General features: G+C 28.3%; 18 protein-coding genes and 2 pseudogenes. 2 read left to right on the top strand and 18 right to left on the bottom strand.

Features of this window, described 5'->3' with window-relative positions; translation table 11 throughout:
- Positions 1–407: 407 nt before the first annotated feature.
- Both HGPT_RS10580 and HGPT_RS10575 read left to right on the top strand, forming a co-directional pair.
- Positions 408–1714 (top strand): annotated as a pseudogene (locus HGPT_RS10580) (Rqc2 family fibronectin-binding protein); the annotation flags it as partial.
- A gap of 144 nt (positions 1715–1858) precedes the next feature.
- The gene (locus HGPT_RS10575) at positions 1859–2128 is read left to right on the top strand and encodes an NFACT RNA binding domain-containing protein (RefSeq protein ID WP_425357420.1); all 270 of its coding nucleotides are present in this window, start codon (positions 1859–1861) and stop codon (positions 2126–2128) included.
- A gap of 18 nt (positions 2129–2146) precedes the next feature.
- On the opposite strand, the gene HGPT_RS02435 is transcribed toward HGPT_RS10575, so the two are convergent.
- From HGPT_RS02435 to rbfA, 18 genes and pseudogenes are all read right to left on the bottom strand, one after another.
- The gene (locus tag HGPT_RS02435; RefSeq protein WP_019138296.1) at positions 2147–2467 is read right to left on the bottom strand and encodes a YerC/YecD family TrpR-related protein; all 321 of its coding nucleotides are present in this window, start codon (positions 2465–2467) and stop codon (positions 2147–2149) included.
- Between the two features lie 102 nt (positions 2468–2569).
- The gene (locus HGPT_RS02430) at positions 2570–3220 is read right to left on the bottom strand and encodes an ATPase (RefSeq protein WP_019138295.1); all 651 of its coding nucleotides are present in this window, start codon (positions 3218–3220) and stop codon (positions 2570–2572) included.
- A 4-nt stretch (positions 3221–3224) separates the two neighbouring features.
- Complete coding sequence (locus tag HGPT_RS02425; RefSeq protein ID WP_019138294.1) at positions 3225–3458, bottom strand: hypothetical protein; 234 nt, start codon at positions 3456–3458, stop codon at positions 3225–3227.
- Positions 3459–4910 carry an AAA family ATPase gene (locus tag HGPT_RS02420; RefSeq protein WP_019138293.1) on the bottom strand — a complete coding sequence of 484 codons (1452 nt, stop codon included), beginning with the start codon at positions 4908–4910 and terminating at the stop codon, positions 3459–3461.
- A pseudogene (locus HGPT_RS02415) lies at positions 4907–5885 on the bottom strand (metallophosphoesterase family protein). The gene HGPT_RS02420 and the pseudogene HGPT_RS02415 overlap by 4 nt, the downstream one beginning before the upstream one ends.
- Positions 5886–5902: 17 nt before the next feature.
- Entirely contained in the window at positions 5903–6958 is a 1056-nt protein-coding gene (gene recA, locus HGPT_RS02410) for a recombinase RecA (RefSeq protein ID WP_019138292.1), read from the bottom strand.
- A gap of 2 nt (positions 6959–6960) precedes the next feature.
- Positions 6961–8196: a competence/damage-inducible protein A gene (locus tag HGPT_RS02405; RefSeq protein WP_019138291.1), complete on the bottom strand. Its 1236-nt coding sequence runs from the start codon at positions 8194–8196 to the stop codon at positions 6961–6963.
- A gap of 20 nt (positions 8197–8216) precedes the next feature.
- On the bottom strand, positions 8217–8750 hold the full coding sequence (gene pgsA, locus HGPT_RS02400; RefSeq protein ID WP_019138290.1) for a CDP-diacylglycerol--glycerol-3-phosphate 3-phosphatidyltransferase: 534 nt from the start codon (positions 8748–8750) through the stop codon (positions 8217–8219).
- Complete coding sequence (gene rimO, locus HGPT_RS02395; RefSeq protein WP_019138289.1) at positions 8747–10063, bottom strand: 30S ribosomal protein S12 methylthiotransferase RimO; 1317 nt, start codon at positions 10061–10063, stop codon at positions 8747–8749. Before rimO ends, pgsA begins: the two co-directional genes overlap by 4 nt.
- Positions 10056–12437 (bottom strand): FtsK/SpoIIIE family DNA translocase, encoded by a 2382-nt coding sequence (locus tag HGPT_RS02390; protein ID WP_019138288.1) that lies wholly within the window; start codon positions 12435–12437, stop codon positions 10056–10058. Before HGPT_RS02390 ends, rimO begins: the two co-directional genes overlap by 8 nt.
- Before the next feature lie 38 nt (positions 12438–12475).
- A complete protein-coding gene (gene dut / locus HGPT_RS02385) occupies positions 12476–12907 on the bottom strand; it encodes a dUTP diphosphatase (protein WP_019138287.1) in 432 nt (143 codons plus the stop codon).
- Between the two features lie 52 nt (positions 12908–12959).
- Complete coding sequence (locus tag HGPT_RS02380) at positions 12960–15071, bottom strand: polyribonucleotide nucleotidyltransferase (protein WP_019138286.1); 2112 nt, start codon at positions 15069–15071, stop codon at positions 12960–12962.
- 43 nt (positions 15072–15114) lie between these two features.
- Positions 15115–15381, bottom strand: coding sequence for a 30S ribosomal protein S15 (rpsO, locus tag HGPT_RS02375; protein WP_019138285.1), 267 nt, complete (start codon positions 15379–15381; stop codon positions 15115–15117).
- 113 nt (positions 15382–15494) lie between these two features.
- Positions 15495–16403 carry a bifunctional riboflavin kinase/FAD synthetase gene (locus HGPT_RS02370; RefSeq protein ID WP_019138284.1) on the bottom strand — a complete coding sequence of 303 codons (909 nt, stop codon included), beginning with the start codon at positions 16401–16403 and terminating at the stop codon, positions 15495–15497.
- Positions 16400–17290, bottom strand: coding sequence for a tRNA pseudouridine(55) synthase TruB (truB, locus tag HGPT_RS02365; RefSeq protein ID WP_019138283.1), 891 nt, complete (start codon positions 17288–17290; stop codon positions 16400–16402). Before truB ends, HGPT_RS02370 begins: the two co-directional genes overlap by 4 nt.
- Positions 17287–17847 (bottom strand): DHH family phosphoesterase, encoded by a 561-nt coding sequence (locus HGPT_RS09660; RefSeq protein WP_245544087.1) that lies wholly within the window; start codon positions 17845–17847, stop codon positions 17287–17289. The genes truB and HGPT_RS09660 overlap by 4 nt, the downstream gene beginning before the upstream one ends.
- Positions 17831–18262 (bottom strand): DHH family phosphoesterase, encoded by a 432-nt coding sequence (locus HGPT_RS09655; protein WP_245544086.1) that lies wholly within the window; start codon positions 18260–18262, stop codon positions 17831–17833. The genes HGPT_RS09660 and HGPT_RS09655 overlap by 17 nt, the downstream gene beginning before the upstream one ends.
- Positions 18255–18608, bottom strand: coding sequence for a 30S ribosome-binding factor RbfA (rbfA, locus tag HGPT_RS02355; protein ID WP_019138282.1), 354 nt, complete (start codon positions 18606–18608; stop codon positions 18255–18257). The genes HGPT_RS09655 and rbfA overlap by 8 nt, the downstream gene beginning before the upstream one ends.
- Between the last annotated feature and the right edge of the window lie 67 nt (positions 18609–18675).

Here is an 18675-nt window from a genome sequence, read left to right as displayed (position 1 = left end):
AAATATTTTCTTTTAAAGATTTCAATTATATAATAATACTCTAATAATAATACCGTTATTATAAATAACTTTTTTATTTACTAGTGAATTTATTTTTGTATGATTTAATCTCTTCAGCTTATAAAATTCGTCATGTTAATAATATATAATTAACTTCATTACTTACTAAGTTCTATTATATTTCTTAAAATAATTCTAATACTTGCTTATATCCTTTAATTTAATTTTTGTTTTGTTATTATAATATGTTTTGATTATAAAATAATAAATATCATATTAATTACTTTTTCTATTTTTTATGCAATGTGTTTTTTAGTGAGTACATTTGTTCTAAATATATGTTTTATTAGATTTAAACTATATTTTTTTCAATTAATAATATGTTATAATAAATTTTAGGTGATTATATGTCTTTAGATGGTACAGTTGTTAAAAACTTAGTTTATGAAATAAATAAAAGGATTATTAACGGTAGAATTGATAAAATTTACCAAAATGAAAACAATGATCTTTTAATTAATATTAGAGCTAATGGACGAAAAGAAAGATTATTTATATCAATATCTGGTAGTCCTAGGATATATTTTAGCGAAGAAATATTTGATAGTCCTCAAAATCCCCCTGCATTTTGCATGTTACTTAGAAAACATCTTGAAAATAATCAAATATTAAAAGTTTGTCAATATAAAATGGATAGAATAATTGAAATTCATGTTAAATCTCGCGATGAACTAGGTTTATTTAGTGAAAAATGTCTTATTATAGAGCTTATGGGCAAACACTCTAATGTAATTTTAATTGATAATGATAGCAAAAAATTATTGACTCTTTAAAAAGAGTTAATTTTAATCTTTCTAGTGTTCGAGAAATTTTACCAGGTCTTATTTATAATTCTGATGATATATCAGATGGATTGAATCCTTGTGATACTTTGTCTATTGTCGATATTATAAAAAATCAGGAAGAAAATTTTAATCTAAAAACTTTTTTTATTAAAACATTTACTGGTATTAGTCCACAAATGTGTAGAGAACTTGAATATAGATCAAATATAGACTTTAAAAGAAATATTTCTTCCTTAAATAGTGATGAAATAGAAATTTTAAATAAGAACTTTATTGAAATCTTTTGTAATATTAGGGAAAATAATTTTACTCCTATAAAAATTTATAGAGATGAAATTTTTAAGGATTTCTATTCAATAGATCTAAAAGAGTTAAATGAAAAAGAAAAATTAAAGCTAGAATCCATCTCTTCCCTCTTAGAGGAATTTTATAATTCAAAATTTTTAAGGGACACTTTAGGAACTAAGAGTAAAGAACTAAAAAAATCTGTTAAGAAAAATATTGATAAAATTTCACGTAAACTATCTAACCAATCTAACGAACTAAACCTTGCTTTAAATAGAGAAAAGTATAAAATTTATGCGGATTTGATTTCTTCTAATTTTTATAAAATAGAAAAAGGAGCAGAATCTGTTAAAGTTGAAAATTTTTATAATGAAATGGAAGAAATTGAGATACCCCTTGATTCAAAGCTTGATGGTCCCTCTAATGCTTCAAAATATTATAAGAAATTTTCTAAGCTTAAGAATGCTGCGATTTATTTAAAGGAACAAATTGAAATTGGTAAATCTGAATTAAATTATTTAGAATCAATTTTATTAAATATTGAATTTGCTGAAACGCCAGATGAAATTGATGATTTATACGAAGAACTTGAAAAAGAAGGATATTTAAAAAAGAAGAAGAAAAAAAATAATAAAAAGAGAAAAGATTCTCAGGAAAATTATCTTAAATTAAAAACGGAAGACGGATTTGATATATTTATAGGTAAAAATAATAAACAAAATGATTATTTGACATTAAAAAAAGCTAAAAAAAATGACCTGTGGTTTCATGTTAAAGATGCCCCAGGTTCTCACGTAATACTTAAAAATGATAATAGAGATTTTTCAAATAATTCTTTAATAACGGCGGCTAAACTGGCGGCAAAATATAGTTCACTTTCAAAATCTCAAAATATTCCAGTAGATTATACTTTTAAAATGAATGTTAAAAGACATCCTGCCAAAAAACCTGGTTTGGTCACATACACAAATTACAAAACTATAAATGTAAACATATAAAAAAGAATAAGGTAAGCCTTATTCTTTTTCTTCTTCATCTTCATCTATAATATTTAATCTTTGTAGTACTAGTTTATATCCATCAGATCCATAATTTAAAGATCTATTTATTCTAGATATAGTTGCTGTTGAAGCACCAGTTTCACTTTCAATTTCATGATAAGTTTTATTTTTTATTAATAACTTAACAACTTGAAGTCTTTGTGCTATTGCTTGTAATTCTTTAACTGTACAAATATCTTCAAAAAATCTATAACACTCTTCTAAATTCTCAAGTAAAAGAATGGCTTCAAATAAACCATCTACATCTTTGTTTTTTATTTTTGAGTCGTAAATCATTATATTTCCTCCTGACTTAAAGCTTAATATTCATATAATATATAAACGCTCTATATTCTCATTAATATACTAACAATTTTACTCACTAAAGTCAAGAAAATCTTAATGCTCGTAAACACTTACTTCACTTATTCCCCTTTTGTTTGAAACTTGAAATGCTTTGTCAGAAATTTGTGACAAATGAGGATTATGTGTAACCATGATAATTTGTCGATTAAAAATTCCAGAAGACCTTTTTAAAAATTCTCCTAAATTAAAAATATAATCATTGCTAACATGTTTTCCTGGTTCATCAAGAATTAATGGACCTGATAATAAAGGTTGATTTTGTTGCAAGAATGCAATTCTAAGTGCTAGAGAAATTATATCGACAACTCCACCACCACGAGCAATTTCTGGTTTTGTTTTTATGCTATACCCTTCTGGATAATTAGATTGAACAAAAAATTCTGCAACAGGCACAGATCTAGATTCAGATAATTCAATTAGAAATTCTATATCAGTTTCTAGTATAAATTGAAGACATTTGGTCACAGTATCTTCAATTTGTCGTTTAGATTGTTCTCTAGCGAATTCAGACGTTTTTTGAAATAGAATAGACACCTGAGTTAAGATATCGCTGTATTTCTCCTTGTCGCTTAATTTGAGCTCAACTTTATCAAGCTGATCCTTTAATATTTCAACTTTTCCCTCATCATTTAAAATTTTATTATTTAATTCTGAGAGTTTGTTATCTAAATCTTTTAGTTCCAAAAAATCACAACCTTGGCATTAAATCATTTGCTTCATTAAATAGACTATCTATTTCATTTTTTAATTTAGAAATTTCACTTTCTAATTCCTCTGGTTTTATACCTAAATCTTCAATTTCATTTAGTATTTCTTTTTTTTGTGCATTTAATTGTTCAAGTCTAGCTTCAGACTTGTATTTCATATTTTTAAGTTTATCAAGTTGTTCTTTTAAATTTTTTAAATTTTCTTCGTAATTCATTTAATCATTCCTTAAATGGTATTTTATGTGATCAATAGACTGACTATTAATTTCACTGTAACAAAATGGGCAAACACCTAATTCAAGAATAGTCTTTTCATAGGAATCTGTATAATTCTTTATGTCTTGAATAATTTTTTCTATTTCATTTTCTTCATATTTTATATTATTTTTTAGATCGCAATACTTAATATTCAATTCTTTTAGTTTATTTAATTGAATTAGCTTTGACTGTAAACTTTTGAAAATATCAGATATATTTTTATTATTATCAAATTTCTTTATATAGTCCTCTCCTATTTTTAAATTTGATAATATTTTATTTAACGCTATGTATGAAGATGAAAGTTTATTATAAAAATTAATATTTTTTTCAAGATTCTTTATTATGCTTTCGATTTGGTCATTATTTCTAAATTTATCTAAATTTAAAAGTAACTCATTTATTTGTGAAAAATTAATTTTATACTTCTCTTCAATTCGCAGATAATTTTGTAATTTAGCTTCTTTTGCTTCAATTACTTTTGTCTTTTCAGACAAATTATTAATATTCTTTAACTTATCTAAGTTAAGATTCATTAAATCTATTTCTTTAGCTGTCTTTAACAATCTATTTTGATAATTTTCAAAACTATTTTTTTTAATTAAATAATTTTCTAATTTTGGAAGTATATTTTCAATTTTATCTAGATCTTTAAATTTTAAAACTAAATTATTTGTTTCAAGAATAGCATTTTCATTTTTTTCATAATCATCTTTTAATTTTGAAGCCAAATCAAGTTTATGCTGAAGATTTTCGATTTTATTTCGAATAGCAGATATTTTCTCAAAACGATTTTTATAATCATCTATATACTCAAACTCTTTGAGTTGATTTTTGTAATCTTCCCTACTTTTTTTTAACGTATCAATTTCTTGACTCAACCTTTTATTATCTCTTACAACATTTCTTAAAGCATCATCAACGTAGTTTACTCCAATTAGTCGACCAATTGCAGAAGCCCTTAAAGAAGCCTGTTCATTTAACAAAAATGGTCCATCAAGTTGTTCTGCTATATTTAAAATACTTTTATTGTTAGAATTATCAAGAGAAACTTTATACATATTAGTTGCATTTCTTATTTCTTTAGGTACATCTAGACCAAATCCTTCGAATCTCATCTCTTCACCTTCAGCTGTCATAAGATAGTAGGAATTTTTGGAAGGAGTTCTAGATCTCTCTACAACAACACCATTTGAAAAGGTAACCTTTACAGAAACTTCTTTTTCTCCTTGCCTAATAAAATAATCTCCCTTAGGTTCATTATATAAGGCCCATTTTATTGCTCTAAGTATTGCAGTTTTTCCTGCGTCAGAATTACCGAGGATAACATTTAATCCTCGGTCAAATTCAATTTCTGTATAATTATGAGATTGAAAATTATGAAGTTCAACATTTTTTATATATATCATTTATATTCAACTCCATTAATTTGTGCTTCTTCAACTCTTTTTAGAGCTTCTTTTTTTATATCTTCAGATATTTTTTCACTCTTAGAAATTTTTAAAAGCAAATCAAAGATATCTAAACTTTTATAATTAGCTGAAGCATCAATACTTTCCTTAAATTCTGCCATTTTAATACCCTTAAATTTATGTCTTTCCATTTCAGATCTATCTAAAACAACTTCTCCTGCTTTTGCGCATTTTAAAAACCTGTCTTCTATTTTAATATCATTTCCTAATGTAATAATATTAACCTTTGGTTTTCTTTTTATTTCTATCTTTGAATTAGAAATTCTCATTAAAGCTCCAGGATTTATAAAATATTTATTATCTAGCTCTACAGTTTTAAAACCAAAGTGATAGTGACCAGCTAAAGTTATATCTGCCTTAGTATTTCTAATATCATCTATAAGAGTATGAGGTACTTCTTTTAAAAATGGCTTATCAATTAAAAAACCATGTGTCATATGGATTGCGTACTTACAAGTCTCATCAACTTCGTTTATAATATAATTTTCTTTGTTTGATGCTTCGTCCATGGAATAAATATATGGTGAACCTGTCAATTGTACTTTTATATCTTTTTCTAATATTATTTTCTTATAATTAACTAAATTCATTATGCCAAGATTACACAATAAACCTAACATAGTCCTATCTAAAGTATCAGGATTATGTCCAAAAAATATCATGATTTCCGCTTATTATATATATAGGCACTCCAAAGTCTTGAAAAATTTTTGCAAAATCAGAAACAATACTAACTGAAACATCAGGACGATCAAATAAATCTCCTCCATGTAAGACATAGTCAACTTTTTCTTCACGAATAATATTTGAAATTTCTTTTAATTTTTCTTTTAAGCTTTCATAATAATCATCTAGTCTATTTTTAGGACTAGTTCCTCTTATATGGGTGTCTGTTAAGTAAAGTAATTTCAAAAAATCACACCTTGTTTTTAATCAGCTTTTGGACTTTCTTCTATATTTTCTTCTGTAGATTCCTCATCTTCTATTAAGTTATAGTAAACTCTTACCTTGTGTTCAATTTCTTTTAATAAATCTTCATTGTTTTCTAAATATTCTTTAGCATTTTCTCTACCTTGTCCAAGTCTTTCTTCACCATAAGAATACCAAGCACCAGCTTTTTTAACAATATCAGCTTCAGCAGCTACATCTAGAATATTTCCTACACTTGATATGCCTTTTCCGTACATAATGTCAAATTCTGCTTGTCTAAAAGGTGGAGCGATTTTATTTTTAACAACCTTAACTCTTACTCTATTACCAATAATTTCGTCACCTTTTTTTATATTTTCAGATTTTCTTATATCAAGTCTTACTGAAGAATAAAATTTAAGCGCCCTACCTCCTGTTGTTGTTTCAGGATTACCAAACATAATTCCAACTTTTTCTCTAAGTTGATTAATAAATACAACAGTGCACTTTGATTTATTAATTGCACCTGTTAATTTTCTTAAGGCTTGTGACATTAACCTAGCTTGAAGACCAATTTGTGCAGCACCCATATCACCATCTATTTCAGCTTTAGGAACAAGAGCTGCAACAGAGTCAATTATAATTAAATCTACTGCATTAGATCTAACCAAAGCCTCTGTTATTTCTAGAGCTTGTTCACCAGTATCAGGTTGTGAAATAATTAAGTTTTCAATATCAACACCTAAGTTTTTTGCATAACCAGCATCAAGTGCGTGCTCAGCATCAACAAAAGCTCCTGTACCTCCGATTTTTTGGGCTTCAGCTAACATATGAAGAGCTAAAGTTGTCTTACCTGAGGATTCAGGACCATAAATTTCTATAATTCTTCCTTTAGGTATACCGCCAATTCCAAGAGCAATATCAAGTGCTAGTGACCCAGTCGGAATAGAATCGATATCTAGCTTTACGTCATCACCTAGAATCATAACGGATCCTTCACCATATTGTTTTTCAATTTTTGAAATAACATTATGTAGAGCTTCTTGTTTTTCCTTACTTAAATTATTGTCTTTCATAATTACTCCTTATAATTTTTTCTAAGTAAATAAAGAATTTCTGATAAAACTCTATTTACAGTACTTCTTCGTATTTTATTTCTATCTCCACTAAAGAAATAATGATTTAATTTATAATTATCTTCTCCAAAAAATATACAAGTAAAAACATTTCCCACTTCAGTTTCTGATGAGTTTGGTCCTGCTTCTCCAGTAGTAGCTACACCAATATTTGATTTAGATCTTTCTCTTATTCCTTTTGCCATTTCATATGCTGTATTTTCACTAATTGCACCAAAATCTCTTAAAGTATTATTTGATACATTAAGATTTTTATTTTTTGAATCATTTGAATAAGTAACAAAGGATGTTTCTATTACCTTTGAAGCTCCACTTATATCTGTTATAGCAGAACTAAGTAAGCCGCCAGTTATAGATTCAGCAAAAGAAATTTTTAAATTGTTTTTTTCAAGTATATTTACAATTTGTCTTGCAACATCTTCATTATTTTCTGAATAAATATGAGTGTTAAATTCCTTATAAAGAGAACTTACAGTGACATCGATTAAACTTTGAAGTTTCTCAAAGTTAGAATTTTTTCCAATTATCTTAATTTCAGTATGACTCCCATGAGCAAAGGTATTTATACTTATGTCTTTATTTGAAAAAGTCATTTTTCTGATTCTATCTTCAATTATAGACTCTCCTAAGCCGATAACATCAATAGATTTTACAATTATATTGTCTTTAGTAAAAGATTTATTGGCAAAATAATAATCTAACATTGGTTCCATTTCATTTGGTGGTCCAGGTAGTAAAATTATTTTTTTGTTGTCAAATTCAATATATTCACCTAATGCTACACCCCAGTGGTTTTCTATTTTTTCTGACCCTTCTATTAACATAACTTGCTTTAAATTATTTGGAGTCATTTTTCTTCCAAATCTATTAAATCTATCTTCCAATTTTTCTTTTTCGTCTTCATCAAGATAAATCTTTCTATTTAGAAATTTTGCAACAGCATCTCTGGTTATATCATCATTAGTAGGACCAAGACCTCCACTTATTACGATTAAGTCAGATGTTTTTGATAAGTACTTTAATTCACTTACTATTTCATCTAATTCATCATCAACTGAAACTTGTCTTATTACATCTAATCCCATATCAGTTAGTTTTTCAGAAATATATTTTGAATTTGTATTAGTTATAGAGCCAATTAATATTTCTGTTCCAACTGTTAAAACACTTGCTTTCATACTTCTCCTTAAATTTTTTCTTAAATATTTTCTAAATCTAAAACTTTTTTATTTTTTATAAGGTAATCTGCACCAGAAATAATAGTAAATATAACTGCAAGATAAAATATTACCATTCCAAAATTTCTTAGGCTACTTATTCCACTCAAAAGTAAAATATTAGATATTAACTGAGTCACTGTTTTAAATTTACCAAGTGGACTTGCTGCAATAGTAATATTTTCTGAAGCTGCAATTATTCTAAATCCTGTAATAGTAAATTCTCTAGCTATTATGATTATAACAGCCCATGCAGGCATCTCTCCAGTGCTTACTAACATTATCATAGCTGAACAAACTAATATTTTATCTGCTAGTGGATCTGCAAATTTGCCAAAATTAGTAACTAAATTATCCCTTCTTGCAATATGTCCATCAAGAAAATCAGTAAAAGAAGCTATAGCAAAAATAGCTGTTGCAATTATTCTAGAATTATTAAAGTCTAAATACATACAAAGTACAAAAATAGGAACCATTATAGTTCTCATAAGAGTTAACTTATTTGGAGTGTTCATATCAATTCACCTACTAAATCATAATCAAGACTATCTATTATTTTAACATCTACAAAATCACCGATATTTAAATCTCTATCACTAGTTATATAAGTCACTCCGTCAATTTCTGGAGCATCCATGTATGTTCTTCCCACATAATTATTTCCATCAATTTTCTCTTCTATTAAAATTTCTAATTTCTCATTTATCTTTTCTGAAAGAACTTCACTAGAGATCTCATTTTGAATAGACATTATTTCATTTTTTCTATTTTCCTTAATTTCATCTGGAATCTGATTATCTAATAAGGATGCACTTGTTCCTTCTTCTTTAGAATATTCAAAAACTCCAAGCTTATCAAACTTAATGTCTTTAATAAAATTAATTAATTCTTTGAAATCATCTTCTGTTTCTCCTGGGAATCCAACAATGAATGTAGTTCTTATTACAATACCATCTACAGACTCTCTAAGGCTTTTTAATGTTTTTATTATATGATCTTTACTTGTTTTTCTATTCATTCTTTTTAAAACATTATCTGAAATATGTTGAAGAGGCATATCAACATATTTAATTAGCTTATCATTATTTTTAAACTCTTCAATTAAATCATCTGTAAAATGATCGGGGTAAAGATAAAGAACTCTTATCCATTTAAGATTTTTAATCTTAGAAATTTCCTTTATTAAATTAGATAAAGAATACTTTGAGTATAAATCAATACCGTAGTCTGTTGTATTTTGAGCAATTAAAATGATTTCTCTTGCTCCTTTATCAACTAAGTATTTAACTTCACTATATATATCTTCAATTGTTCTAGATCTATTTTTCCCACGAAGAGAAGGTATTATACAATAAGAACAATTATTATTACAACCTTCAGATATTTTTACATATTCAGTAGTATTAACTTGTTCTTTTCTTACACCTTCAATATAAGCTGAGTTCAAATTATCTGTCTTTATAAATAAATCTCCTTCTAGACTTCTATCTAAAAGTTCATTTATATAATTTATATTTCCTGTTCCTATAATTCCATCAATTTCAGGTATTTCTTTTATAAGTTCTTCTGGATATCTTTGTGCCAAACATCCTGACAAAAGAACTTTTTTACATCTTCCATTTTTCTTATATTCTACTGATTCTAATATAGTGTCAATTGATTCTTCTTTTGCAGCATCAATAAATCCACAAGTATTAACTATTAAAATATCTGCGTCATTTGGCCTTTCAACCATTTTATATTTATCTTTATTTAAAAGTGAGTACATCATAGAGGAGTCTACATCATTTTTAGAACATCCTAAAGTAACTATATGCACATTATTCATCTTCATCACCTAAAATCATATCTAATTCTTCTCTTGTCTTTAATAGTTTACGAGGTTTTGAACCCTCATGAGGACCAATTATTCCCATTTCTTCCATTTGATCAACTATTCTTCCTGCTCTAGAATATCCAACTTTTAACTTTCTTTGAATATAAGAAATAGAAGCTTGCTCGTCATTTATAACAAGTTCAACAGCATCCTTAAAAAGCGGATCTTTTTCATCATCGATTTTTACTTTCTTATCTTCTATAGCTTGTTCAATCTTAGATTCAACATTATTTTTAATTTCGTTATTATTTTTTACAAAATCAACAAGTCTCTCAACTTCGCCATCACTTATAAAAGCACCTTGAATTCTTTTAGGTTTTGGATATTTACTTGGATAGAAAAGCATATCTCCCTTTCCAAGTAGTTTTTCTGCTCCACCCATGTCCAGTATAGTCCTAGAATCCACAGCAGAAGCTACTGAAAATGCTATACGAGAAGGAACGTTAGCTTTAATAGTACCTGTAATAACATCAACTGAAGGTCTTTGTGTAGCAAGTATCAAATGCATACCTGCAGCTCTTGCCTTTTGAGCGAGCCTTGCTATATATTCTTCAATTTCTTTTGAAGCAACCATCATCAGATCTGCTAATTCATCTACTATTATTAAAATTTTAGGAAGTTTTTCATTTTCTCTTCCTTCAGAAATCATTTTTTTATTAAAACCTTTTAAATCTCTTACATGATTTTCAGCAAAGGCTAAATATCTTTTTTCCATTTCATCAACAGCCCAATTAAGTGCGAAAGCAGCTTTTTTAGGATTAGTGACTACGTCAATTAAAAGATGTGGAATTCCGTTATAAACACTTAACTCAACAACTTTAGGATCTATTAACATAAGTTTTACATCTTTAGGAGATGATTTATAAATGACACTAGTTATAATTGAGTTAATGCAAACAGATTTACCTGATCCAGTTGCTCCCGCTATTAAAAGATGGGGCATATCTTCCATGCCTGATACTAAAATATTTCCTTCAACATCCTTACCTAATGTTAGAGGTATATCAGATTTAATACTTTTGAATTCCCTTGATTCTATTATTTCTTTTAATCCAACTGAATCTTTTTCTTTATTTGGAACTTCAATTCCTACAACAGTTTTCCCTGGTATAGGAGCTTCAATACGCAAATCAGAACTTGCAAGAGCCATGGCAATATTATCACTAAGACTGACAATTCTTGATAATTTTATTCCTGGTGCTGGTTTCAATTCATAAGAAGTAATTACAGGTCCACGATTTATTGCCACAACTTTAGAATCAATACCAAAGTTCTTCATTGTGTTTTCGATAATCTTTCCTTTTTCAACTACTTCATCTTTAGAAAAATTTCCTTTTGATGAAACTCTTTCCAAAAGAGCTGTATCAGGATAAGTATAGACAAATTCCTCTTCTTTTTTATGTTCAATATCGTCTTTTATGGTATCAACTATTTCCTCTTCAGTATTTTCAGAATTCTCATTATTTTCATTTTCTGAACTTGAATTTTTTTGATTATTATTGTCAAAATTATTTATCTTTATAAAATCTGTATCTTCAGAATCTATTTCATCAGAATAATCTTTTATTACTAAATTCTCTGATAATTCGCTTGTTTCAACTACTGAATCAGAAGCAACTTGATTTTCAGACTTTTCTTTTTTATTAAGTTCTTTTAAAGCTTTTTTCTTTTCTTTTTCTTCAAGCTTTAATTTTTTTTGAGCTTTCTTTTCTTCTAATATTTTCTTTTTATCTTCAATATGTTCCCCAAGATCTTCAAAAGCCATAATAATTTGATCCATATTTGGTCTTAACATTAAATAAATAGACGCAAAAATTATTATAGTTAATATTAAATAAGTACCTAGGGACCCTAAAAGCTTATAGGAGAAAAACCCAAAAATGGCTCCTATAATTCCACCACTTCGAGTTATATCCATATACTCTGTAGATTTTATTATTCTCTCTATAAGAGTCATGTCCATTTCCTTAAATCCATCTAAGAAAACTAGAATGCATAAAAAAATCACAAGTGAGTAAGCTATATATCGTTTCATATTTAGTTTAGTTGCTTGAATATTAAATAGAATTCCCCAAAATATTAATAATAGAGGTATAACAAAATTTGCTGATCCTGATAAAACAGAGAACAGCTTATAAATTAGAGAACCTATTATTCCCATTCTTTGACTATATAGACATATGAAAAAAACTATACCTATAACTATTAGAAATAAGCCCATTATTTCTTGTCCGCTTCCAAGGTTAGAAGAATTATTTCTATTTTTAAACTTTTTATTATTTTTTTTATTTGTAGATTTTTTATTGTTTTTTGTATTCCTTTTCAAGAGTTAGCACCTCATTAATATTATAACAATTTGTGCTCTCAAAGACCAGTGTGACCGAAGCCTCCATCACTTCTCTTTGTTTCACTAATCTCTTGTACTTCAACTACTTCTGGAAGCTCAATTTTCATAAAAACAACTTGAGCAATTCTATCGCCGTCTTCAATAACAACATCCTCTTTACTCAAATTAATTAAAATAACTTTTAATTCACCCCTATAATCGGAGTCAATTGTTCCAATTCCATTAGGAAGTCCTAAACCTTTTTTAAGAGCAAGCCCAGATCTAGCTCTTACTTGTGCTTCATATCCTTTTTCAAATTCAAAATAAAGTCCTGTTGGAACTAAAACTCTATCAAGTGGCTTTAAGACCATCTTTTCGTCTAAATTTGCCCTTAAATCCATACCTGAAGAGCCATCTGTTTGATAATTTGGCAATGGGTGTTTGCTTTTATTTATAACTTTTAATTTCATAATTTCTCCTTTAAAAAATCGCATTAAAATAAATCTTAATGCGACCAAAATCTTATTTATTGTTTTCTTCTTCTTTGTTGTTTTCTTTCTTTAAAAGAGCTTTTCTTGATAAAGAGATTTTTCCTGTATCTTTGGCAATATCTATTACCTTAACTTCAACTGAATCTCCAACTTTTAAAACATCTTCAACATTTTTAGTTCTTTCGTGAGCAATTTCTGATATATGAAGCAAGCCTTCAGTTCCCTTCTTTAATTCTACAAAGGCACCAAATTTGACTATTTTCTTAACTTTTCCAACATATATTTCTCCAACTTCAATTTCTTTTACAATATCTTCTATAATTGAAATTGCTTCTTTAGCTTTTTCATCACTATCTGATAAGATAGAAATCTTTCCATCATCATCGATATCAATTTTAACACCAGTTTGTTCAATAATTTTATTAATTATTTTACCACCAGCACCGATAACTTCACCGATTCTTTCAGGATCTATACTTATCATATGAATTATTGGAGCATATTTAGAAAGTTCTTCTCTTGGTTTTTCTATTGTTTTAGCAATATGATCTAAAATTTCAAATCTTGCATCCTTTGCTCTATCAAGAGCTGTTTCAAGAATTTCTTTTTTTATTCCTTCAACTTTTATATCCATTTGAATAGCTGTAATACCCTTTCTAGTACCAGCTACCTTGAAGTCCATATCACCAAAATGATCTTCTAAACCTTGAATATCTGTCAAAATTTTTATTTTTCCTTCTTCTTCTATTAACCCCATTGCTATACCTGCAACTGGAGCTTTAATAGGTACACCTGCATCCATAAGTGCAAGAGTTGATCCACATATAGAAGCTTGAGAAGATGATCCATTGGAAGATAAAACTTCTGAAACTACTCTAATTGTATAAGGGAAAGTTTCTTGATCTGGGATAACTGGCAAAAGTGCCCTTTCAGCAAGTGCTCCATGTCCAATTTCACGTCTACCTGGAGATCTTGATGGTTTAGTGTCTCCAACACAAAAACCAGGGAAGTTATAATGATGAATATACCTCTTAGGTTTATCATCACCAAGACCATCAATTACTTGTTCTTCAGAAATAGCTCCAAGAGTTGCTATTGAAAGCACTTGAGTTTGTCCTCTTGTAAATAAGCCTGATCCATGAGTTCTAGGTAGAACACCAACTTCTGAAGAAAGTGGTCTTATTTCAGTAAGCTTTCTGTCATCAGGTCTTCTTTCCTCTTCAATTATTCCACGTCTTATTTCAGTTACTTCGATTTCATCTATAGCTGCTGAGACATCTTTAGCGTGTTCTTCCATTAAGTCTTCGAAGTGTTCTTTAATTTCTTCTTTAGCTTTTTCAGTTTTTTCTTCTCTTACAACTTTATCCTTTTGTCTTATAGCATCAACAAGCAAGTCTGTTCCAAATTCTTTAACTTTGGCAACAATTTCTTCATCAGCTTTAAATACTTCATATTCAGATTTTTCTTTTCCGATTTCCTTAGCGATGTCACTTACGAAAGTGCATATTTCTCTAATTACATTATGTCCGTCTAAAATTGCACCAAGCATTTCAGCTTCACTAACTTCCTGAGCACCTGCTTCAACCATCATAATAGCTGTCTCAGTTCCTGCAAGAGATAAATTAATCTTAGAATTATTTCTCTCTTCCTCATTAGGATTTATTATATACTTACCGTCTATATAACCAACTTCAACTGAACCTGTTGGTCCATCAAAAGGAATATCAGAAATAGAAAGAGCAATAGAGGAACCTATCATGGCAACAATTTCTGGTGAATGATCTTGATCAACACTTAAAACAGTTGCTACTATGTGTACATCATTTCTATAACCTTCTGGGAAAAGAGGTCTAAGAGGTCTGTCGATTAATCTAGCTGTTAGAGTTGCTTTTTCACTAGGTCGTCCTTCTCTCTTAATGAATCCACCTGGAATCTTGCCAACAGCATACATTTTTTCTTCATAATCAACACTTAGAGGAAAAAAGTCGATTCCCTCTCCTGGTTTAGAAGATGCTGTTGCAGTAACAAGTACAACAGTATCTCCATATTGTACTAAACAAGCTCCATTTGCTTGTTCAGCAACTTTTCCAATTGTTACTTTTAACTGAGAACCTGCAAGATCCATAGTATAAGTTTTTTCCATTATTTCCTCCTTCTAATAAGAAAGAGCGGAATTACCGCTCCTATTATCCTCTTATTTGTAGTTTTTTAATAAGTGTACGATATCTTTCTATATCCTTATTTTTTAAATATCTCAATAAATTTCTTCTTTTACCTACCATTTTAAGAAGTCCTCTTCTTGAATGGTGATCTTTTTTATGAGTTCTTAAGTGTTCATTTAAATCGTTAATTCTTCTTGTAAGAATTGCAATTTGTACTTCTGGTGATCCTGTATCACCTTCATGAGTTTTAAATTCGTCAATAATAATTTTTTTAATATTTGGTTCTAACATAATTTCCTCCTATTTTTTTAATAAAGCTAATCAAAGTAGGCGTCGAGGAGCGACCAACTGTGAATAGCTATTTAACCTTGTATATCTTACCACATAATCAATTTATTGTAAAGTCATCTATTCCTTGTAACTAAAACATCTCTAGCTATTTGTTCAAAAAGTTCATCTACACTATCAAACTTTAATTCTGGTCTAACAAATTCTAAAAGTTCCAGCTCAACGATTTCGCCATAAATATCTCTATCAAAATCAAGAATATGTGCTTCTATTTTAATTCCATCATGTTCAACAGTTGGATTAGTTCCAATATTGGTTGAAGCTTTAAATCTTTTACCATCAATAATAATATCAGTGTCGTAAACACCAAATTTAGGAATTACAAAATTATCTACTAGCTCAAGATTTGCAGTTGGATATCCCATTTTTTTACCAAGACCTTTGGCATGGATAATCTTACCAATTAGTTTATATGGTCTTGATAGTAAATTATGCGCCTCTTTTACTCTTCCCTCTTCAATCAAGCTTCTTATACGAGATGATGATATTTTTTCGCCTTTATAAGAAATTTGTTCTATAACATGAACACTTTTAAATAAGTTTTTGTTTTTATTTAAAAATTCAACATCACCTGATTTTTTAAAACCATAAGTGTAGTCATATCCAACAACTACACCTTTAATTTTTAAATTATTAGCTAAAAAATTCTCCAAAAACATTATAGGACTATAAGCCATAAATTCTTTTGTAAAATTAATTAGATAAATTATATCTACACCAAGTTTTTCAAGAATTTCAAATTTTGTCTTATTTGTCGTAATTATTTCTTTTTTACCAACTTTAACAAGATTGTCTGTGTGTTCATTAAAAAGTAGTAGGCTGGATTTAATTTTTAATTTTTTTGCATCTTCAACTGCTTTTTTTATTAATTCGATATGACCCCTATGAACTCCATCAAAATTTCCAAGGGCAATAACTGATTCTTCATTTGCTACAAAATTTAAGTCAATTTCAATTATTTTCATAAATCACCTATCAATTTTTTCTTCATCTTCAGATAGAATTTCCCATCAATTATTCTGATTTCTCCAATTCCTAAAAACTTATTATCAGAATAAACTCTGTATTCCTTATCTTCCACTTTATCGTTCAGTCTATAAAATTGTCCATTTAGAAATTTTTCATAAAAGTTTTTATCTATATCAATTCTACTAAAACTACTAAGTGCTAAATCCATTGCTAATATTTTTTTATTTATTTCATCTACACTCATATTTTCAAATTCAGAAACTCCAACAGCATCTTGAATTTTAAAATCACCAGTTCTAGTCCTTCTTAATTCTGTAAGTGTTCCATAGCTTCCTAAATATTCACCGATATCGTTAGCAAGAGATCTTATATATGTTCCTTTTGACACTTTAGTTCTAATTGAAATTTCATCGCTTCCATTAAAATCTAGAAGATCTATTGAATATATCTCTACATCTCTTTTCTTTATATCAACACTCTTACCCTCTCTGGCATATTCATAGAGTTTCTTACCCTTAACTTTAAGAGCTGAATAAATAGGCGGCTTTTGAGAAATTTTTCCAGTAAATTTTTTTAAACATTCTTCAATTTCTTTTTCAGTAAAATTAACCGACTCTTTTTTTAAAATTTCTCCGGTGATATCGTAAGTATCAGTTAATATTCCTAACTTTATTTTAGCTTCATATTCTTTATCACTTGAAATTATATACTCACTGGTTTTAGTAGCTTTGCCAATAGATATGACAAGTACACCTGTGGCCATAGGATCAAGTGTCCCTGTATGACCTACTTTTTTTATTCCTAATTTTCGTCTAACTTTATAAACTAAATCGTGAGAAGTTATTCCCTTGTCTTTGTCAAAAACTAAAAGTCCATCCATCATAGCTGCTCTTCTGCAAAATTAACTACATCTCTTTTTGCCTTTTCCAAATCTGTAGAATAAATTGTACCTCCTGATGCTCTAATATGGCCACCACCATTAAACTTAGAAGCTATTTCAGTACAATCTACACAAGATTTAGATCTTAAGGAGAGTCTAATACAGTCCTCTTTTTCTTTAAGTAAGACTGCCAATTCAACTGTATCTATATCTCTTACAAATTCAACTATACCATCGGCATCAGCTTTAGCTGCATTTGTTATTTCCATATCATCTTTTGTTACAAAAACAACTGCAATCCTATCATCATCAAAATACTCTATAGAATTCATCGCTCTAATTAAAAGATCTGTTTTTTGTCTTGATCTACTTTGATAAATATTTACTGTAACTTCATTAATGTCAATATCATATTTAAATAGGTCCGATGCAATACTAAAAGTATCTGAGGTCACCGAACTATATTTAAAAGATCCTGTATCAGTTGAAAGTCCAGTAAATAAAGAAGTAGCTATTTCTTTATTTAATTCAAGATTTAATGATTTAAAAAATTCTTGCAAGAATTTCACAAGTTGCAGGAGATTTGTCATCTACAATATTTAAATCTGCATATTTTTTATTGCTAAAATGATGGTCTATATTTGCAGTTCTCTTTGATTTAGAAAAAATCTCTTTCACCTTGTCTCCCATTCTATCTTCATCAGAAGAATCAAGAGCAATAAATAAATCAATTTCACAATCAATTTGATCTGGGCTTTTTGCATAAGATAAATTTGGTAAAAACTTAAAAGAAGATGGGATAGTATCATCTAATATAAAAATTGGTTTTTTCCCAAATTTAACTAATAATCCAATCATTGCCGTAACTGATCCAAGATTGTCTCCATCAGGATTTAAATGTGAAGCCACAGCAATATTTTTACTAGTATCGATTAGATTTTTTAATTCCAAAGAAAGATCTTTTAAATTAGTCATTTCCACGATTAACCTCATCAATTAACTTATCAAGTTCAAGAGCTCTTTCAATCGAATCATCTTTTATAAAAATTAATTCTGGCATAGCTCTAAGTTTTACTTTTTTTGCCAATTCTTTTTTTATAAAACCCTTAGCTGAATTAAGTCCTTCTACAGCTTCATCTCTATCATATTCATCACCTAAAACAGATACATACACCTTGGCGTAAGATAAATCATTTGTTACCTCAACATGAGATATACTTGTTATAGAAGGAATTCTTGGATCTTTCAATTCATTTTGAACAATATTAGAAATTGTTCTTTTAACTTCTTCTGAAATTCTATTAATCCTTTTATTGTTCATTATGATCGCTCAACTTCCTTTAGAATATAAGACTCAAGAAGATCCCCTTCTTTAATGTCGTTAAATC

Source organism: Peptoniphilus timonensis JC401, from assembly GCF_000312025.1.
GTDB classification, from domain to species: Bacteria; Bacillota; Clostridia; order Tissierellales; family Peptoniphilaceae; genus Peptoniphilus_A; species Peptoniphilus_A timonensis.
The sequence above is the reverse complement of the archived record's forward strand: the minus strand, read 5'-3'. Positions and strand labels throughout refer to the sequence as shown.

Excerpts from the sequence above, each read along its gene's own strand:
- rpsO (WP_019138285.1), bottom strand. The coding sequence starts at position 15,381 with ATGTTAGAACCAAATATTAAAAAAATTATTATTGACGAATTTAAAACT.
- recA (WP_019138292.1), bottom strand. The coding sequence starts at position 6,958 with ATGAAAGACAATAATTTAAGTAAGGAAAAACAAGAAGCTCTACATAAT.
- rimO (WP_019138289.1), bottom strand. The coding sequence starts at position 10,063 with ATGAATAATGTGCATATAGTTACTTTAGGATGTTCTAAAAATGATGTA.
- HGPT_RS02380 (WP_019138286.1), bottom strand. The coding sequence starts at position 15,071 with ATGGAAAAAACTTATACTATGGATCTTGCAGGTTCTCAGTTAAAAGTA.
- pgsA (WP_019138290.1), bottom strand. The coding sequence starts at position 8,750 with ATGAACACTCCAAATAAGTTAACTCTTATGAGAACTATAATGGTTCCT.
- rbfA (WP_019138282.1), bottom strand. The coding sequence starts at position 18,608 with ATGAACAATAAAAGGATTAATAGAATTTCAGAAGAAGTTAAAAGAACA.
- truB (WP_019138283.1), bottom strand. The coding sequence starts at position 17,290 with ATGATGGATGGACTTTTAGTTTTTGACAAAGACAAGGGAATAACTTCT.
- HGPT_RS02370 (WP_019138284.1), bottom strand. The coding sequence starts at position 16,403 with ATGAAAATAATTGAAATTGACTTAAATTTTGTAGCAAATGAAGAATCA.
- HGPT_RS02405 (WP_019138291.1), bottom strand. The coding sequence starts at position 8,196 with ATGAAAGCAAGTGTTTTAACAGTTGGAACAGAAATATTAATTGGCTCT.
- HGPT_RS02435 (WP_019138296.1), bottom strand. The coding sequence starts at position 2,467 with ATGATTTACGACTCAAAAATAAAAAACAAAGATGTAGATGGTTTATTT.
- HGPT_RS09655 (WP_245544086.1), bottom strand. The coding sequence starts at position 18,262 with ATGACTAATTTAAAAGATCTTTCTTTGGAATTAAAAAATCTAATCGAT.
- HGPT_RS02420 (WP_019138293.1), bottom strand. The coding sequence starts at position 4,910 with ATGATATATATAAAAAATGTTGAACTTCATAATTTTCAATCTCATAAT.
- dut (WP_019138287.1), bottom strand. The coding sequence starts at position 12,907 with ATGAAATTAAAAGTTATAAATAAAAGCAAACACCCATTGCCAAATTAT.
- HGPT_RS02425 (WP_019138294.1), bottom strand. The coding sequence starts at position 3,458 with ATGAATTACGAAGAAAATTTAAAAAATTTAAAAGAACAACTTGATAAA.